The 15,908-nt window shown below is 36.8% G+C and carries 17 protein-coding genes and 1 pseudogene; 13 read left to right on the top strand and 5 right to left on the bottom strand.

All coding sequences use genetic code 11. The features are described 5' to 3' along the window. Positions 1-65 precede the first annotated feature (65 nt). Positions 66-608 (bottom strand): ankyrin repeat domain-containing protein, encoded by a 543-nt coding sequence (locus tag B3600_RS04400; RefSeq protein ID WP_286752221.1) that lies wholly within the window; start codon positions 606-608, stop codon positions 66-68. A 133-nt stretch (positions 609-741) separates the two neighbouring features. Between B3600_RS04400 and B3600_RS04395 the strand changes: the two are divergent. From B3600_RS04395 to B3600_RS04385, 3 genes and pseudogenes are all read left to right on the top strand, one after another. Further along, positions 742-889, top strand: a pseudogene (locus B3600_RS04395) (transposase); the annotation flags it as partial. Between the two features lie 108 nt (positions 890-997). Next, positions 998-1,852: an AraC family transcriptional regulator gene (locus tag B3600_RS04390; protein WP_286752220.1), complete on the top strand. Its 855-nt coding sequence runs from the start codon at positions 998-1,000 to the stop codon at positions 1,850-1,852. Between the two features lie 75 nt (positions 1,853-1,927). Beyond that, positions 1,928-3,091: an FAD-dependent oxidoreductase gene (locus tag B3600_RS04385; RefSeq protein ID WP_286752219.1), complete on the top strand. Its 1,164-nt coding sequence runs from the start codon at positions 1,928-1,930 to the stop codon at positions 3,089-3,091. A gap of 90 nt (positions 3,092-3,181) precedes the next feature. Here B3600_RS04385 and B3600_RS04380 read toward each other — a convergent pair whose 3' ends face one another. Beyond that, positions 3,182-3,916: an SDR family NAD(P)-dependent oxidoreductase gene (locus tag B3600_RS04380; protein ID WP_286752218.1), complete on the bottom strand. Its 735-nt coding sequence runs from the start codon at positions 3,914-3,916 to the stop codon at positions 3,182-3,184. Between the two features lie 167 nt (positions 3,917-4,083). On the opposite strand from B3600_RS04380, the gene B3600_RS04375 reads away from it, so the two are divergent. Then, complete coding sequence (locus tag B3600_RS04375) at positions 4,084-4,437, top strand: winged helix-turn-helix transcriptional regulator (RefSeq protein ID WP_286752217.1); 354 nt, start codon at positions 4,084-4,086, stop codon at positions 4,435-4,437. On the opposite strand, the gene B3600_RS04370 is transcribed toward B3600_RS04375, so the two are convergent. Then, the gene (locus B3600_RS04370) at positions 4,369-4,557 is read right to left on the bottom strand and encodes a winged helix-turn-helix transcriptional regulator (RefSeq protein WP_349676781.1); all 189 of its coding nucleotides are present in this window, start codon (positions 4,555-4,557) and stop codon (positions 4,369-4,371) included. The two genes, B3600_RS04375 and B3600_RS04370, sit on opposite strands and share 69 nt — an antisense overlap. A gap of 128 nt (positions 4,558-4,685) precedes the next feature. Between B3600_RS04370 and B3600_RS04365 the strand changes: the two genes are divergently transcribed. Together B3600_RS04365 and B3600_RS04360 are read left to right on the top strand one after the other, a co-directional pair. Continuing rightward, positions 4,686-5,093, top strand: a complete 408-nt coding sequence (locus tag B3600_RS04365) for a hypothetical protein (RefSeq protein WP_286752216.1) — start codon at positions 4,686-4,688, stop codon at positions 5,091-5,093. Between the two features lie 115 nt (positions 5,094-5,208). Beyond that, positions 5,209-5,805, top strand: a complete 597-nt coding sequence (locus tag B3600_RS04360; RefSeq protein ID WP_286752215.1) for a hypothetical protein — start codon at positions 5,209-5,211, stop codon at positions 5,803-5,805. 461 nt (positions 5,806-6,266) lie between these two features. Here B3600_RS04360 and B3600_RS04355 read toward each other — a convergent pair whose 3' ends face one another. Beyond that, on the bottom strand, positions 6,267-6,845 hold the full coding sequence (locus tag B3600_RS04355; RefSeq protein ID WP_286752214.1) for a hypothetical protein: 579 nt from the start codon (positions 6,843-6,845) through the stop codon (positions 6,267-6,269). 213 nt (positions 6,846-7,058) lie between these two features. On the opposite strand from B3600_RS04355, the gene B3600_RS04350 reads away from it, so the two are divergent. After that, a complete protein-coding gene (locus tag B3600_RS04350; RefSeq protein ID WP_286752213.1) occupies positions 7,059-8,303 on the top strand; it encodes an alpha/beta hydrolase-fold protein in 1,245 nt (414 codons plus the stop codon). Between the two features lie 75 nt (positions 8,304-8,378). Here B3600_RS04350 and B3600_RS04345 read toward each other — a convergent pair whose 3' ends face one another. Beyond that, positions 8,379-8,591, bottom strand: coding sequence for a hypothetical protein (locus tag B3600_RS04345; protein WP_286752212.1), 213 nt, complete (start codon positions 8,589-8,591; stop codon positions 8,379-8,381). A 384-nt stretch (positions 8,592-8,975) separates the two neighbouring features. Between B3600_RS04345 and B3600_RS04340 the strand changes: the two genes are divergently transcribed. The 6 genes from B3600_RS04340 to B3600_RS04315 all read left to right on the top strand — a co-directional run bounded on the left by B3600_RS04340 (position 8,976) and on the right by B3600_RS04315 (position 15,908). Further along, positions 8,976-9,986, top strand: coding sequence for an Rpn family recombination-promoting nuclease/putative transposase (locus tag B3600_RS04340; protein WP_286752211.1), 1,011 nt, complete (start codon positions 8,976-8,978; stop codon positions 9,984-9,986). A 249-nt stretch (positions 9,987-10,235) separates the two neighbouring features. Beyond that, positions 10,236-10,757 (top strand): hypothetical protein, encoded by a 522-nt coding sequence (locus B3600_RS04335; RefSeq protein WP_286752210.1) that lies wholly within the window; start codon positions 10,236-10,238, stop codon positions 10,755-10,757. Positions 10,758-11,606: 849 nt separating this feature from the next. Next, a complete protein-coding gene (locus B3600_RS04330; protein ID WP_286752209.1) occupies positions 11,607-12,473 on the top strand; it encodes a hypothetical protein in 867 nt (288 codons plus the stop codon). A 544-nt stretch (positions 12,474-13,017) separates the two neighbouring features. Continuing rightward, on the top strand, positions 13,018-13,842 hold the full coding sequence (locus B3600_RS04325) for a helix-turn-helix domain-containing protein (RefSeq protein WP_286752208.1): 825 nt from the start codon (positions 13,018-13,020) through the stop codon (positions 13,840-13,842). Positions 13,843-14,062: 220 nt separating this feature from the next. Further along, a complete protein-coding gene (locus tag B3600_RS04320; protein WP_286752207.1) occupies positions 14,063-14,884 on the top strand; it encodes an alpha/beta fold hydrolase in 822 nt (273 codons plus the stop codon). Between the two features lie 115 nt (positions 14,885-14,999). After that, positions 15,000-15,908 carry an alpha/beta fold hydrolase gene (locus B3600_RS04315; RefSeq protein ID WP_286752206.1) on the top strand — a complete coding sequence of 303 codons (909 nt, stop codon included), beginning with the start codon at positions 15,000-15,002 and terminating at the stop codon, positions 15,906-15,908.

Below are 15,908 nucleotides of genomic sequence, written 5' to 3'. Positions count from 1 at the left end.
CACAGTTGGTGTTACACTCCCCGAAAAGTTTATTGAAACAAAAGATAGTATTTACTTCTTCAATCTTAATGATGTTGAAAGCGTCTGAGATCCCATTCCTTTTTGTTATGCCCGGCATCAATTCCTCCACCAATAATATTTATAATATCCCTAACTGAACGGTCATGATAATTGATTACATCCAGCGAAGCACCTTTTGACACAAGAAGATTTATTATTTTGATCGTATTCTCCTGACCGCGGTAATTCATAACAGCTATCCATAATGGGGTATTCCCATTTATTTCACGGATATCAATTTCTGCACCGCAATCGATTAAATGGCTTACAATTCGATAGTTCATTTTAGAAACAGCTACGTGCAGAGCTGCAAGTTCACCGCCGTGTTTATTCCGCCTATGATTAATGTCAATGCCACAGTGTAAAAGAAAATCTATCAGATCTTCCGGTTGATATCTTTTGTCATAAGCGGAACCCGCATATGCTATAAGCAGATTGTTCTGATCATACCCGTCGGTTCTACAAAAATCAACACCTTCTGACTTTGTTTTTTCTAATGTATCAATGTCATTGTCATAAATCAGTTTAAATAATTCTGTAAATTCCATCTTTAAGTTGTTTAATGGTTTTCCTCGCTTCCAAAATTAGCAATTCATGTGAGCTCCCTCCCCCGCAAAATAGGACATTTTAAAAATAGAGAATTCGGGTGTGAATTACTAATTTTAAATAGGAGGAAAGACGGTGAAGAGATCGAAGTTTACCGAGGCACAGATAGCTTTTGCGTTACGTCAGTCCGAGACCAGCACCCGAGTGGAAGAGATATACCGGCAAATCGGAGTTTCACAGGGAGACATTTTTCAATTGGAAGAAAAAATACGGTGGTTTTGGGCGTTCCTTAATTGCGCAAACTGTGGCAGGAGGAAGATTGGAATGCTTACTTTTATTGAGGAAATATATTCTCTTTTTAAGAGATTGTTATCATTAAGCCTGTTCTATAATGAGAAAAAAAGACAAAAATATTCCAATTAACACATTGCCTGAAGGAACTTCGAAGGGTATTATGATGATGCGTGAATCATTTCATGGATCACCAGATTCCGAAGTTGAACGAGCCCATCGCGATGGAGGCTATACGTTTATCATTCAGGAAAAAGGAAATACAACTATTGAAATTGATTTTCAAACCTATTGCATTAAAGCCCCGGCCATTGTCTACATCAATCCCCATCAGGTGCATCGCGTGATCTCATTCGACAGAGCAATGCTCAGTACCTGGATCGTTACCGAAGAAAACATCCGCGCAGCATACCTGAGCTTGTTGCAAGATTTTACACCGGCAGACATATTGTCTGTAAAGCCTGAGACCCTTGATATCCTGTCAGACGCCGTTGCCTTATGTATGAAATTGTCTGGAAATAAAACGGAGATTTTGTATCATTCCATTTTAAAAGAAAGCTGTAATACCTTGATTGCGCTGATTATTTCACAATATTTAGCTCTGGAAAAACCGACAGTATATCATACCCGATTTGAGGATATTACAAGAGCGTTTAAAACAACATTGGAAAAGAACTATAAGAAGGTTAAAAATCCAAGGGATTACGCCGGACTTTTAAACCTATCGACTTCCTACCTCAACGAATGTGTCAAGGTGACGACTGGTAAACCCGTTTCTATCCATATTCAGCAGCGGATTATACTTGAGGCCAAACGGCTGCTTTATCATTCCGGGAAGTCAGTGAAAGAGATTGCGGATGAACTAGGCTACGATGACTTTTCCTACTTCACACGGCTGTTCAGCAAAGCGGTAGGAATGTCACCGACTGCCTTTATCGTTAAAAACCGCGAATAGTCCTAAAGTTACAGCATCTCGTTATTGTATCGTCTTTCTTTCTGCCGTTCCTTTGTATCATTAAAAATGATAGAAATGTTGAGCGAAAAAAATATAGCCATCGTTGGAGGAGGTCCAGGTGGTCTGACATTGGCCAGACTGCTACAAATGAAAGGTGCACAGGTTAAAGTGTATGAAAGAGATTTTAGTCAAGCCGCACGCGTACAGGGAGCTATTGTAGATCTGCACTTTGATTCAGGTCTTAAAGCGATGGAGGCGACCGGACTTATGGAGGCTTTTAAAGCAAACTACATGAAGGGGGCCGACAAATATCGTCTGCTTGATCCGCAGGGAAATATGCTGATGGATGAGAGTCAGCGAGACGTAGAACCCGTATTCGGAGATGAACATTTCCGACCAGAAATCGATAGGGGAGCCCTGAGAGATCTCCTAATCGACGGACTGCTTCCTGGTACCGTAGTTTGGGATAGCCAGCTTATAGGTTTGCGGGAAATTGAAGATAAATGGGAATTAAAATTTGAGAACGGAATGACCGCGGTTGCTGATCTGGTCATCGGATCGGACGGTTACCGCTCCAAGGTTCGTCCCTATCTGACAGATTTGAAAGCTCTTTATTCCGGAGCAGCAATTATCCAGGGCGAAATAGATCATCCCGAGATTGGATGCCCGGCAATGTACGAACTCGTTAATCAAGGGAATCTGATGGCTATGGGAGATGGGGCCACCCTGGTTGTCCAGCCTAGAGGCGATGGCGGATTCACTTTTTATGCAGCCTCAATGTATCCGGAAAACTGGGGTATATCCAGTGGTATAGATTTTGGTAATCCTATAGAAGTTAGCGGGTATTTAAAAAAACATTTTGTAAATTGGAATCCTGTCTTCTTCATGCTTTTTGAAGCCAGTGAACATTTTACGTGGCGCCCACTTAACTATTTTCCTTTATCGATAAGGTGGGCTTCTAAAAATAATCTTACCCTCATTGGGGATGCCGCGCATTTAATGCCTCCGAATGGTGAAGGCGTAAATCTGGCCATGCTAGACGCTTTGGATCTGTGTGAATGCCTAACCAGTGGAGGGAAAGCCAACCTTAAAGAGGCAATTTCAGCTTATGAAGATATCATGTTTGAAAGGGCTGCGCCTCTTTGCATGGAAACAATTGACGGAATAAAAGATTTTGCAGCACCAACCAACGAATCTGTAAAGGAACTTGTTAGATTGCTAAGTAATACTAAATCATAGCTCCAGCGGATGGCGTTTTAAATTCTAATTCCAAGATTAGATATGATATACTTAGTGGCTAACACTAAGTATATCAAAAACTATGCATATTTATCTGCGAATGGTAACACCGCCATCTACCGCCAGATATGAACCTGAAATATAAGAGGCTTCGTTTGAAGACAAGAAAACAATTGCGTTAGCAATTTCTTCAGCTTGTCCGATTCGTTTCAATGGCACTGCTGCTGCTATGGCATTTTTTATATCTGCAGGCGTTTGCTGATTCATAGGTGTATCGGTCAATCCGGGAGCAACCACATTTACTCTAATTTTTCTGTCTGCCAATTCAGTAGCTGCGGTACGTGCAATCGCATCGACTGCACTTTTTGTAGCTGCATAAGCACCCATTTGTGCATACCCGCTCACAGAGACTCCAGATGAGATAAGAACAACGGAAGCTCCTTCTGATAAATGAGGGATTAATTTTTGCAAAGTAAAGAATAGTCCTTTGACATTGATGTTGTAAAGGTCGTCAAAAACCTCTTCGGTTGTATCTTCAATTGAATATTGCTTTGCTATTCCCGCATTCAGTACAAGCACATCCACTTTGTTTCCGCTAGCTGCAACTGTTTCTTCCAATAGCGCAATATCTGCCAGTTTGGACGTATCTGAAGACAAGGTCTTCAGTTTTGGGCTATTAATAATTCCTGATGCTGCATGAAGGGTATCGGTATTTCGGCCTGTTATCAATACATTTGCTCCTTTTTCAATAAATGTTTTAGCGGTAGCTAATCCAATTCCTGCACTTCCGCCGGTAATTACTACATTTTTATCTGAGAAATTCATCTTTTTAAATTTTTAATGATCGAAAATTCTATTCTAGTCAAGACTTTTTAAACTGTTTGTTTTTGAAATCGATTTCTTTAACTATGCAAATCTAAATTGATTAAATTTATTTTGGTAACTTTGTAACCAAAAGTAACAGTAACTTTTGGGTAACAAGGTAACTTATTATGGAAATAGAATGCTCGAATAACGACACAAACAGAAAACAGATTATGGCTGTTCACGATACCATGGATGTGTTGAATGGCAAATGGAAAATCTCAATAATATCGTCAGTTTGCTACTACAACAAACGGCGTTTTTCTGATATTTTAAACGATGTGAAAGGAATCTCCAATAAAATGCTCAGTAAAGAGTTAAAGGAATTGGAAATGAATCAACTCATTAAACGGATAGTTCTCGACACGCAACCCGTAACGGTTCAATATCAGCTAACAGAGTACGGTTTGACGCTAAAAAAAATCATCAATACCCTGGCCGAATGGGGAACTGAACATCGAAAAGTGATTGTTGGGAAGTAATTGATGCTCATCACTCCAATTTTCTAGAGCAGAAATTACAGGAATTAAAGTCTTCCCAAATTCTGTAAGACTGTATTCCACTTTAGGTGGTACAACTGGGTAAATAACTTTTGCAACCAATTCGTGCTCTTCAAGTTCTTTTAGCTGAACATATAGAACTCTTCGTGAAGCATCTTTAAAATTAACTTTCTAATTTCGCAAATTGCGTATATTTAAGAATTATGTGCCATAGTTATAAATCAAGCTAAATGGAACAAAGAGAATTTTCGAAATTAATACTTAAATTCCTGGAAGGAAATTATCCACAGTTTGCTCAGACAATAAAATTTCAAGATGACGGATCTTTTGATTGTGATTTGAAAAGTGAATCCGGAATATTTTCAATTTGGATTGCAACATATAATACTGAAATAACTATTGGAATTGAAGATCCAAATGGAAAAACGGATATTCATAGACATATTCCATGTTATGGATTAGATGATTTAGAAGCTCGTATTGCAGAATTATCATTATTTATTGAAAATATTAAAGCTGACAATTTAGTTTTATATCAAGATGAGGATGGAAAATATGATTGGATAGAATCATTTGAATTTGAAAACCTTGATAACTGTAAAAAGTTTTCCTGGAAGATTAATCACGACGTCACATAATAGCAGTTTTTTCCCTTACAACGTTATTCCTTAATGGAAAAAATAATAAAAACTTCTTACATGAAATTCCCATTGAACAAAAGAGCTTATGAAAGAAATCAAAAAACATCTCAATATGAGCACTCTAGTCATCGCACTATTTTCAGTGGTATCTATTTTTTCGTGTATCTCTTGCACTTCCATATCACCCAAGTATTTAGCACAAACTGCTGCGGCACATAGCGTTTCGAATGTAGGGTTGAAGCAGACATACATCTTTGATAATTATCCTCAGAAGATAATAGGCCACACTCATATCAGCCAAGCGAAGAGTGCAGCCAATAATAAATATTGTCTATGGAACTATATCGAACCAAATTATTTTAAAACCGATAGCCTGCACTATCTTTACAAAACTTCATTGGAGCTCACCAAAAAAAATAAAATCCATTTCAAACTAATTGATACCTTAGGAAATGTTGTGCGTGAAAGGACGAGGAAAATTAATCCCGAACCGCAAAACTTTGTTTCTTTCAGAAATACCGACCTTGAGATCTATGTATTAGTCAATAGATTCTTTACTAAAACTATTTGCTTTGCCATAGATAACCATGGTGATTTAGTCGTGCCGAGTGAGTCAACAGCAGCCGGTTTTCTTATTCTCTTTCCGCTCGCCGGCGCCCTTAACCGTGAAGCATATACTTATTCTCGTGTGGATACAATTGCCAATTAAAAGCATATAGATCGGAAAGAAATAATGTTAGCGGAGTTTTTAAGTAGCGCGACTTTATGATATAATTACCCTTGCCTTAAAATGAAACCGACGCAGATGTTTTGACCACATTGCCAAGAATAATCAATAACTTAAATGAAGGTAAACATCCGACAAATAGACAAAATGGTGGATTAAGTGATACAACTTTTGTGCTTTTTATTCCTCCGAATATGTTTTATATTTAGCTTTTTTTGATAATTTGCTTTTGTGGAACTACTCGACTACGTTACTACTAAATTGAATTTTTTGTCCAATTTATCCGCCACTTCGTCAAGCTGCAAAACCTTACACGCCATAGCCTTTATACAGATAATCAAAGATCGAATGCAGCTTACTACCAAACTTTTTCGTTTAAATTTTCCATTTCTTTAGTGTTTTCTGACCCCTTTCAGATGCCAACGCAATCAATGCTGGCCAGATCAAAAATTAGTGGTGGTCAGATAGCCCGACGCACGTAATGATTCCAAGATATGGTTTGCCTCAGCTTGATCCATATCATTTGCAAATTTTATGGTTTTAAAACCATATTCAAATCGAATAGTGCCCCTGTTTCTAAAAATACCTAAACTATTACCCTGGTTCCAAAAAACAAACTCAAAATGTTCTTCCTCAACATGAAATTTCTTCGCTTCCTGTAGATCATAAATCTTATGCCTGAAGAGTATATCGTTTTTTCTGGCAATACTTATTTGCTCGCGATCTATTATGATGATTTCTTTTCCAATGAGGTACCACATTAACGTTTTCATTACAAATAAGCCAGCTGCCGTCGAGAGGATCCACCAAACTATAAAAAATATTCCCTCGAAGCTTAAACCACCAGTGGTAGCGTAAAAATTTTCAAGTGTCGGGGCTAAAAAAATAATTGATTGTATCCAACCAACCAGCCATAAACTAAAAATAATGATAATAGGTAAATGCTTTTTTGCCGGGACAATAATGGAATACCCCGTCGGAGTTTCGTAATGGGTTGCAATACCGCTATATGGCCTTTCCATAGTCAATTTGTTTTATAGGTTGTACCAATTCAAATGGTCTAATTTTCCGATGGCTAATATGCAATAAAAAAACGAATTTCAATATGATAAGGTTTAGAACAAACAGAATGCTGCGTTCTTTCCCCAAAATCATGCATGAAGATATTATAAATCTAAAACTTTTCCATAAATTTAAAGCTTACTTGTAATGATAAGATCTATTTAACCTTTTTAATGGCAACAATACGGATGATTTCCAGCTTTATACTGACGGGCCGAACTATAACCACAATAATCTGTTTTTTTATTTTTAGCCTTAGCAACTCTTTTGCGCAATCGCATGACAATTTTTTAGTGGTTGGACAGCGCTATACGATAAACTCTAAAATACTTAATGAAAGCAGAAATTATGCTGTTTATTTACCGGCTTCCTATAAAAACAATGTCGACAAAAAATATATCGTTGCCTATGTTTTGGATGGGGATAGGAGTAAGTTTTTGGAAGTGTCTGGGATTGCACAATCAATGCATTCAGATGCAAATCTTAAGTTGCAAATCCCTGAGCTCATTATTGTTTCAATAGAAAACACCGATAGAACAAAGAATTTTACTCCTACAAATTCATTGAATTATTTGGATAAAGAAGATATTTCTGCATTTAAAAGTAGCGGAAAAGCGGATGATTTCATGCGTTTTATGGAGAATGAATTAATGGTAGAAATAAATAAATCTTTCAGAACCGTTCCACAAAGCATGATTATCGGCCACTCATTGGGTGGACTATTTGCGTTACATTGCCTATTAGAAAATCCGCAGCTGTTTAGTTATTACTTACTTATCGACCCCTCTTGGTTTTGGGATCATAATTATATTGGGAAAAGAAGTAAAGAAGTATTGGAGAATCGAGTCGACCTAAAAGCTAGGATATACATTGCATTAGCCAATAATATGCAGGAAGATAAGAGGCATTATCAATGGGGAAATCAATTTTATAAATTACTGAAAGAGAATAAATCTCCAGATCTGAAGGTAGACTTCAGATATTTTGAAGACGAAAAGCATTTAACAGTAACAATTCCTGCCACATATTATGGCCTTCGATATCTCTTCGAACCATATAATATTGATATAAATGAAGTAACAAAAGACCCCGATATATTAGTAAATTACAGTGCAAAAATAAAAAAGGAACTTTTCTTTGATACTAAACCGGACCAAAGTTTTGTAAATACTATTGGATATGTTGCCCTTTATGATAGAGAACTACCTGATATAGCAATTTCTATTTTTGAGCTGAATACGAAAAATTATCCGCAATCAATCAATGTATGGGATAGCTTAGCCGAGGCCTACACAGTCAGGGGGTATATGGATAAAGCGAAAAAGTGTTATGAAAAAATCTTGACACTTTCTCCAACTAATAATACCGCAAAAATGAAACTAGAAGAATTAAATAGTAAAATAAGACAGAGAAACTAAATGCTAGACATCGGTACGCGAAACCAGCATTTTATACCTCTTCACTCGCAAATTGATGTATATTGGACTTGGGTATTAATCATGCCCAATTGAAAAGTCGCAGGCCGTGATAGCAACCACGATCAATTCCAAGTTTCCAATAGCTGCCAATGTTATTATCGGTACCACTGCTTTAGCGATATAGGGGTGAGCTATATAGATTTCTTTGGCGGTAGCTCTACCAGTTGTCCTCCCGCAATCTTTAATAATTGCACCGATCTTAAAGGTTTTCTGTCTTCTCTCCAGCATGACGGAATTAATTCTATTTGCGAAAAAGTCCTTAATTAATTCCCAGCCACTTATATTCATACTACTATTCCCGTTTTTGTCGAGGTAGTCAATAATATTTAAAGTGCCAATAATTTCAAAATTGTCTGGATCAGTTCGGAAACAAAACATTCGGGATCTACGAATTGCCTTTAAAGTCTTCTTACGGTTTCCCTAACCAATCATTCTTTCAAACCAATATCTCAGCCCAACAGTTTTTTTACCAATCCGATAGCGTGGTGTAATATGGGAGATATACCAGATTAAAGACGGATTCTTAAAACTAATGTTTTTACTAAAAATATTAGTTTTAATGTTTTAATTTGCTTATAATTGTATTGTTAACCAATTTAAAAACAATATATTATGAGTGAATTGAAGCAGTCTAAATATATCGATATCACGACAGATTACGGCTTTAAAAAAGTTTTTGGATCAGATACCAATAAAGATCTACTGATCGCTTTCTTAAACGAACTCTTTAGAGGGCGCAAGATCATTGCTGATTTATATTATAACAAAAATGAGCATGTTGGAGATACAGAGGATATCGGTACGGTTATTTTTGATCTGACCTGTACGGCAGACAATGGCGAACGTTTTATAATTGAAGTGCAGCGCACGGCGCAGGATAATTTGAAAAAGCGCATGCTTTACTACAGCAGTAAGTTGATAGCGGATCAGGCACCTAAAGGCAACCGAAGGGCTTGGAATTATGCAATTAGTGAAGTCTATATCATTGTATTGATGGATGGATTTACGATGCCTGATGCGGGTGAGGAGAAGTATTTTTTACACGATATTTGTCTATGTTATCGGGATCACAGTAAAATATTTTACGAAGATCTGGGTTTTATATATGTAGAATTGGTTAACTTTGTTAAAGCTGAGGCAGAGTTAGATAATGATTTGGATCGTTGGCTTTTTATACTCAAAAACATGTCCTCGCTAAAGGGACTTTCAAGATATCTGCGGAAGCCGATATTTGAAAAGTTATTTCAGTTAGCAGAGTATAGCAAACTAAAACCGGAGGAACGAGAGATGTACAACGCAAGTTTAAGGAATAAATGGGATGCCGAGAGCATCCGAAGTAGCCAGGAAGAACAATTGAAACGAGCGCGCGAAAAAGCAATTGCCGAAGGAAGAGCGGAGGGAGAAGCTAAAGGAAGAGTAGAAGGAAGAGCAGAAGGAAGAGTAGAAGGAAAAGTAGAAGGAGCGGCTCAAGGGATGGTCGAGGGAGAAGCTAAGGGTAAAACTGAAGTAATAAAAAACCTCTTGTCTTTGAATAAGTTTTCGATTTCGGATATTGCAGACCTGGCGAATGTCACTGTTGATTTTGTAAAGCGAATAGAGGCAGATATAGTTAAAGAAAAATAAGGTATATTTAAAATATAGGATTTCAAGGCCGCTCGGAAAGTATCTAAGCGGCCTTTTCTTTCTTATGCAATAACCTGCAGGTATAACCGTGCAGCAGAAACTATCGATACATAACGATGAGAATAGATTACGAACAGTTTGCCGGTAAAAAATGTCAGGAACTTATGCAGATCCAGGAGAGGTGAGTCATATGCTAGGTCATGAAGTATAAAATTTAGAGTCATCAATCCTTACAAAGACAACCAAGTTATGAAGATGCAATTGACAATGATTGTCTTGCTGACAATATTAACATTGACCAGCTTCGGACAAAATAATGATCATAAATCTGTGGATCATTCGGTGGATACCACTTTTATAAAACCATTGGAAGAAAGGCAATTAGGGGGAAGCAAGTATTCTATTTCTTTACCCACAGATTATGCTATGAATGAAACCAATGGAGAAGATTTTTCCGTTTACCATTTTTATCCTGCTGACACTACAGATCATACAGGTTTCTCGGGAGGCTTATATTTCGGTAATCATCCTAGCCAATTTCCAGCTAAAAGCAGAAGTTGTAAAACTGAGCATCTGAAAATTGAAATATTTGATCAAGATGTAAGTTGGACCATTTATAACTGTAATGAAGACTATTCAATTCAAAGCATAATGTATAGTAAAAGTGGCGAGGGGTGGAATGAATTAGTTCACATGTTTGGCAAAGCAAAATCAACTAAAGATCTCGACAAATTGCTGTTTATTTTTAAGACAATGAAAAAAAAGGAATAATATATGCATTACCTCCGCGGAGTGACCTATACACAATCTAAAGAGCAAGGGATCTTGATCGATTTTTTTCCATCATAGTCGGTTTTAAACGCTATTTGATAGTTTATATATTGATAAAAGTTGAGCTTTAATAAAGAAATAACGATGGAGAATTACTTGATAATGTTTAATAATACGATTGAGTTCTTGAAAAAAAATAATCTAAAGTATGAGTACATGAAATTTTCATCTGGTTCAATAATGCTAGATGTTTGGAATAATAAAAAATTCTACGTTTTTCAATTTGAACCTGATCGAGTAGGTTTCTCAGAAGTTGGCGAAAATGTCGGCTTTGATACTATACCTGACAAAATACTTTTGAATTCAGATATGTTAAGACTTGTATTGACGAGTATTGTTTAAAGCAATGTTCTTTTGAATACTTACCTTAATTTTATCATCAACGATTAAGCCCCAGTTTCTAAAAGATATCTTTTTCATTTTTCTCTAAATCAACGTAGCAATAGGTTTTTAAGACAATGTCACAACAGATTCCAGCCGGTCTCATCTTTTCTCTACAAATCGGTGCTCTGCATAAGGGGTTTAGTCATTAATCTTGTCCCATTGAGAAGTATTATACCATGATTCTATCCCGATAATTGAAAAATGATAGCGGATAATAAATATAGCTTTACGAATTATAAAATAGCCTTTCATACCAAAAAGACCGGCTGTATATTTACATAAGTGAGGGTGGGTCAAGTAATTGAAGTTCGGTAGCGAGCTCGCGCTATTTTAAAAATGGTGAATTTAGCTTTGGTGTACTGTTTGGCGAGACTATATATAGGAATAGGTCATAAAAAATACGATATGAGAAAAAAAATAACAGCATTTATGTCAATGTTCTTACTGTACGTTTTTGCTTTTGGACAAGGCACACAGAAAACTAAACCCCAGATAAAAACAGAGGAAATAACCTACCATGGAATAGCGGGGCGACCTATTAACAGAATCGACATGCAAGGACTGGATCAATATAAAGAGTACAATTTAGATGGTACGGTTTCAAATATCTATATCGTAGAGTTTGACAAAAGCAAGAATAAAAATAATTACAATTTAAATGAAAGATATATCTATGAAAAAGGAAAACTCTGCAAAATAGAACTAATTGGCACAGTTACAGGGGACAAATATGGGGAGATTTTGTTCTCTTATAATGAACAAAAACAATTGACAAAGAAGATTGAAAACCGGTACGAAGGCAATAGGTTAAATCTGAATCAATTTAGCGCATACACAGATTATTTTTATAATGAAAATGACGAAACAGTAAAACGTTATGAATACGACGAAACAAAAAAAGAGTTTTTGTTAGTTTCTATTGTCACTAAAATATATGATCGGAATAAAAATATGATTCAAGAAAAAACTGACAATTTTGATGGCAATATATCAGGGGTTGTTGATATCAGATATGACAACTCTAATAAACCAATCGAGCTAAATTCTTCTTATTTTAAAGAAACAAAAAATTATAAATACAATTCACATGGCGATATAGAAGAAGAAATAAGCAGATCTGAAGAAAGCCCTACCATACAATCATCAACCTATTCATATATTTATGATAATTATGAAAATTGGATTGAACAAAAGCAGATTATTAAAAGAAATCCTAAAGACGAATTTGAAGGTGGAATTTTAATAAAAAGAAAGATCGAATATTATGAATAAAACGACCCCTAAAATGTGATATTACTGAAGCCTAGTGAAGTACTTTTTGTTCCAGCAGGAAAGTACTATTCCGCAAAGAATATCGGAAAAGTTAGGGCTTCCGAACTGGCTACTTATATCGTAAGAAAGGATCAACCTTTACTTAAATTAAGAAGTAAGTTTTTTGTGTAGAAGCGAACTCACTACTGATTGCATTTGTTTTTTTCGTAACGGTAAAAGCAATATATCGCCTATGAGCTCTCATGTAGTTGGATTTTAAGTTTAAGTGCTATTTTTGGCCATAAAAAGTCAACAATCGTACTTTTTTACGTAGGGTAATTACAGTTTATTACAATTAGTTCGGTATTTCCTGAAATTTAGCTGTTTAGATATGCCTTTTTGCAAAAAAATGAGCTAATCTCTTTGTTCAATTATCTGATCTGACCTTAATTAAGGCGATCATTTATTGAAAATGAAGTCTAAGTCGAATTACTGTTATTTGTATTCCTTATTTTTACGGCATAATTTTAATAGCGACATTTCATCGTAATCTTATACGTCCTATATGATCAAGGAATTTTCATTTAAAAAATTTGGCAATTTAGAATTTAGCAAATCTTCCGTTCAAAGTGATTCACTAACTAAAATAAACGAGCATATCAAGGTGCTCTTTATTCCGCAAAAAGCGATCATTCAGGTTGATTTTCAGGAGATGAAGATGACAACAGACAGCTTGCTATTCATCAATCCGCATGTTATTTTAAAGCCCTGCGAAACTGTTGGTGGTCAATTGATGCATTTCAATAGGGATTTTTATTGCGTAGAAATACACGACCACGAAGTCGCTTGCGACGGTATTCTATATAACAATGTGTTTGAAATTCCATTTATCAGCCTCAATGAGCAGCAGTCGGCTGAAATACAGAAAATCATCAGCGATATTCAGGCGGAATTAAAAAATGAGGACTCAGGAACAGAAGAAATGCTGCGGACCTTATTAAAGCTTATCATTCTTAAATCCACTCGTATCTGGAAACAGCAGCATCAATTAGCGGATAATGTACAGCAGGCCGATGTCCAGTTTATAAGAAAATTCAGCAAGTTGGTCGAACAGCATTTTAAGACGCTCCATACCGTTGCCGATTATGCAGACCTGCTCTGCGTTACACCAAAAAATCTCAGTAAAAAAATAAGCCTGGTCAGTAAAGAAACACCCAATGATATTATAAAAAACCGCATCATACTGGAAAGCAAACGCCTTTTGGCCCATACCAAGATGAATGTCAAGGAGATTGCATACACACTGAATTACGATGACGATGCCTATTTTGTTCGTTTTTTTACAAAACATACGGGAATATCACCCACCAGTTTTAGAAAACAGTTTTAAGAACAAATCCTCCAATATATTTTCATGAAAAGCACAGCCAATCGGTTGTGCTTTTTTTATGTTTATGCCTCCCTGCCATTCAAAAATATCCTGTTCCGTAGGTAAATAAACTCTTATTGGGCAAAAAGTGCAATTCAAAGCGAAAACCATCCATTGATGCGCCTTCAAAATTAGCCCAACTTTGCAATAACAAAGAAAACAACAATTAAATAATAAAGACATGAACAAATTTACAGTAAAAGACGGAACAGAAATTTATTTCAAAGATTTAGGCGAAGGACAGCCAATATTTTTCCATCATGGATGGCCATTATCATCCGATGACTGGGATGCACAGATCATGTTCTTCCTTGAAAAAGGATTTAGAGTGATCTCCCATGACAGAAGAGGGCACGGTAGATCTACCCAAACCGATAAAGGAAATGATATGGACACCTATGCGGCTGATGTTGCAGAATTGGTAGAGTTCCTGGATTTAAAGGATGTTATCCACGTAGGTCATTCCACTGGCGGTGGCGAAGCGATCAGATATGCTGCACAATATGGGAAGGACCGGGTATCCAAAGTGGTTTTAATCAGTGCGATTACGCCTTACATGATTGCTGATGGCAATAATCCTGACGGAGTGCCTCTCGCAGTTTTTGACGACATCCGCCACAATACATTGCATAATAGACAGCAGTTCTATCAGGATCTGACTGTTCCATTCTACGGTTACAACAGGGAAGGTGCTGACATTAAAAAAGGAATCCAAGACAACTGGTGGAGACAGGGAATGATGGGCAGTATCAAGGCACAATATGACTGTATCGCGGTATTTTCGGAAACTGATTTTACAGACGATCTAAAAAGTGTAGAAGTGCCCGTCTTGGTCCTCCATGGGGATGATGATCAAATTGTACCCTATTCAACTACTGCTGTTAAAGCAGCGGAGCTGTTAAAGAATAGTAAACTGATCATTTATCCGGGTTTCTCTCATGGCATGCCCACCGTCAATGCTGATGTAATCAATGCGGATATACTATCTTTTATAAAGGGATAAAGTTAAAGAGGCAAAAAGTGCAATTCAAAGCGAAAGCTGTCCATTGTAAGGCCTATAGAATAAGAGCAACTTTGTAGTATCAAAAAATAACAACAACAATAAATAGTTAAAGATCATGAAAAATTTAATTTTGGCAGTCGTATTATTGACAACATTCATTTCAAATACCGTTTTAGCACAAGCTAAAAGAACACCAGCATCTTTTGGAAGAGAAGAATATATTGAAGTAGAGAAAAATGTAAAACTTCACGTGACGGACCTTGGTGAGGGAGAACCAATTGTTTTGATTCACGGATGGCCGTTGAGCGACGCCATGTACGAATATCAATATGCTGATTTTATCCAAAAAGGCTATCGTGTGATCGGTATTACCTTAAGAGGATTCGGGCTCTCTGACAAACCGGGAGGCAAATATAATTACGATGTGTTTGCCGATGATATCAAAGTTGTTTTGGACAAATTGGATATTAAAAATGCTACCATCGGCGGATTTTCGATGGGGGGGGCCACAGTGATTCACTATGTCGCCAAATATAATGCGGCACACGTTTCAAAAATGGCATTATTTGGCGCAGCGGCACCAATCTGGACAAAACGGGCAGACTTTAACTACGGCCTGTGGACCAAAGAAGACGTTAACGGATTGATCCACCTGAACAACACGAACCGTCCGGAATTATTCGCCACTTTCGGTAAGATATTTCCAGCCAATGAAAATAGCGTATCCCAAGGTCACGGCGTTTGGTTAGGAGGCATCCAGGCTCAGGCCTCACCCTATGCAATGGCTGAAGGATTAAAAACTTTAAGAGATAGCGATCTGCGCAATGATTTGAAGAAGATTACAATCCCTACTTTGATCTTGCACGGTAAGTTAGATAAAATCTGTTCTTTTGATCTTGCAGAACAGATGGATGACCTCCTTAAAAACTCAACTTTAGTTCCTTTCGAAAAAAGCGGTCACGCGCTGTTCATCGAAGAGCTGGATAAATTTAATAGCGAATTATTAAACTTCATCAAAAAATAA

The organism is Sphingobacterium sp. UBA2480, from assembly GCF_002341965.1.
GTDB classification, from domain to species: Bacteria; Bacteroidota; Bacteroidia; order Sphingobacteriales; family Sphingobacteriaceae; genus Sphingobacterium; species Sphingobacterium multivorum.
Note: the sequence above shows the minus strand (reverse complement) of the source record. Positions and strands in the feature narration are given on the sequence as shown.

What these genes read in the sequence shown, in the direction of transcription:
- B3600_RS04355 (WP_286752214.1), bottom strand. Translation starts at nt 6,845, where the DNA reads ATGGAAAGGCCATATAGCGGTATTGCAACCCATTACGAAACTCCGACG.
- B3600_RS04330 (WP_286752209.1), top strand. Translation starts at nt 11,607, where the DNA reads ATGAGAAAAAAAATAACAGCATTTATGTCAATGTTCTTACTGTACGTT.
- B3600_RS04340 (WP_286752211.1), top strand. Translation starts at nt 8,976, where the DNA reads ATGAGTGAATTGAAGCAGTCTAAATATATCGATATCACGACAGATTAC.
- B3600_RS04325 (WP_286752208.1), top strand. Translation starts at nt 13,018, where the DNA reads ATGATCAAGGAATTTTCATTTAAAAAATTTGGCAATTTAGAATTTAGC.
- B3600_RS04365 (WP_286752216.1), top strand. Translation starts at nt 4,686, where the DNA reads ATGGAACAAAGAGAATTTTCGAAATTAATACTTAAATTCCTGGAAGGA.
- B3600_RS04390 (WP_286752220.1), top strand. Translation starts at nt 998, where the DNA reads ATGAGAAAAAAAGACAAAAATATTCCAATTAACACATTGCCTGAAGGA.
- B3600_RS04375 (WP_286752217.1), top strand. Translation starts at nt 4,084, where the DNA reads ATGGAAATAGAATGCTCGAATAACGACACAAACAGAAAACAGATTATG.
- B3600_RS04315 (WP_286752206.1), top strand. Translation starts at nt 15,000, where the DNA reads ATGAAAAATTTAATTTTGGCAGTCGTATTATTGACAACATTCATTTCA.
- B3600_RS04350 (WP_286752213.1), top strand. Translation starts at nt 7,059, where the DNA reads ATGGCAACAATACGGATGATTTCCAGCTTTATACTGACGGGCCGAACT.
- B3600_RS04360 (WP_286752215.1), top strand. Translation starts at nt 5,209, where the DNA reads ATGAGCACTCTAGTCATCGCACTATTTTCAGTGGTATCTATTTTTTCG.
- B3600_RS04320 (WP_286752207.1), top strand. Translation starts at nt 14,063, where the DNA reads ATGAACAAATTTACAGTAAAAGACGGAACAGAAATTTATTTCAAAGAT.
- B3600_RS04400 (WP_286752221.1), bottom strand. Translation starts at nt 608, where the DNA reads ATGGAATTTACAGAATTATTTAAACTGATTTATGACAATGACATTGAT.
- B3600_RS04380 (WP_286752218.1), bottom strand. Translation starts at nt 3,916, where the DNA reads ATGAATTTCTCAGATAAAAATGTAGTAATTACCGGCGGAAGTGCAGGA.
- B3600_RS04385 (WP_286752219.1), top strand. Translation starts at nt 1,928, where the DNA reads ATGTTGAGCGAAAAAAATATAGCCATCGTTGGAGGAGGTCCAGGTGGT.
- B3600_RS04345 (WP_286752212.1), bottom strand. Translation starts at nt 8,591, where the DNA reads ATGCTGGAGAGAAGACAGAAAACCTTTAAGATCGGTGCAATTATTAAA.
- B3600_RS04335 (WP_286752210.1), top strand. Translation starts at nt 10,236, where the DNA reads ATGAAGATGCAATTGACAATGATTGTCTTGCTGACAATATTAACATTG.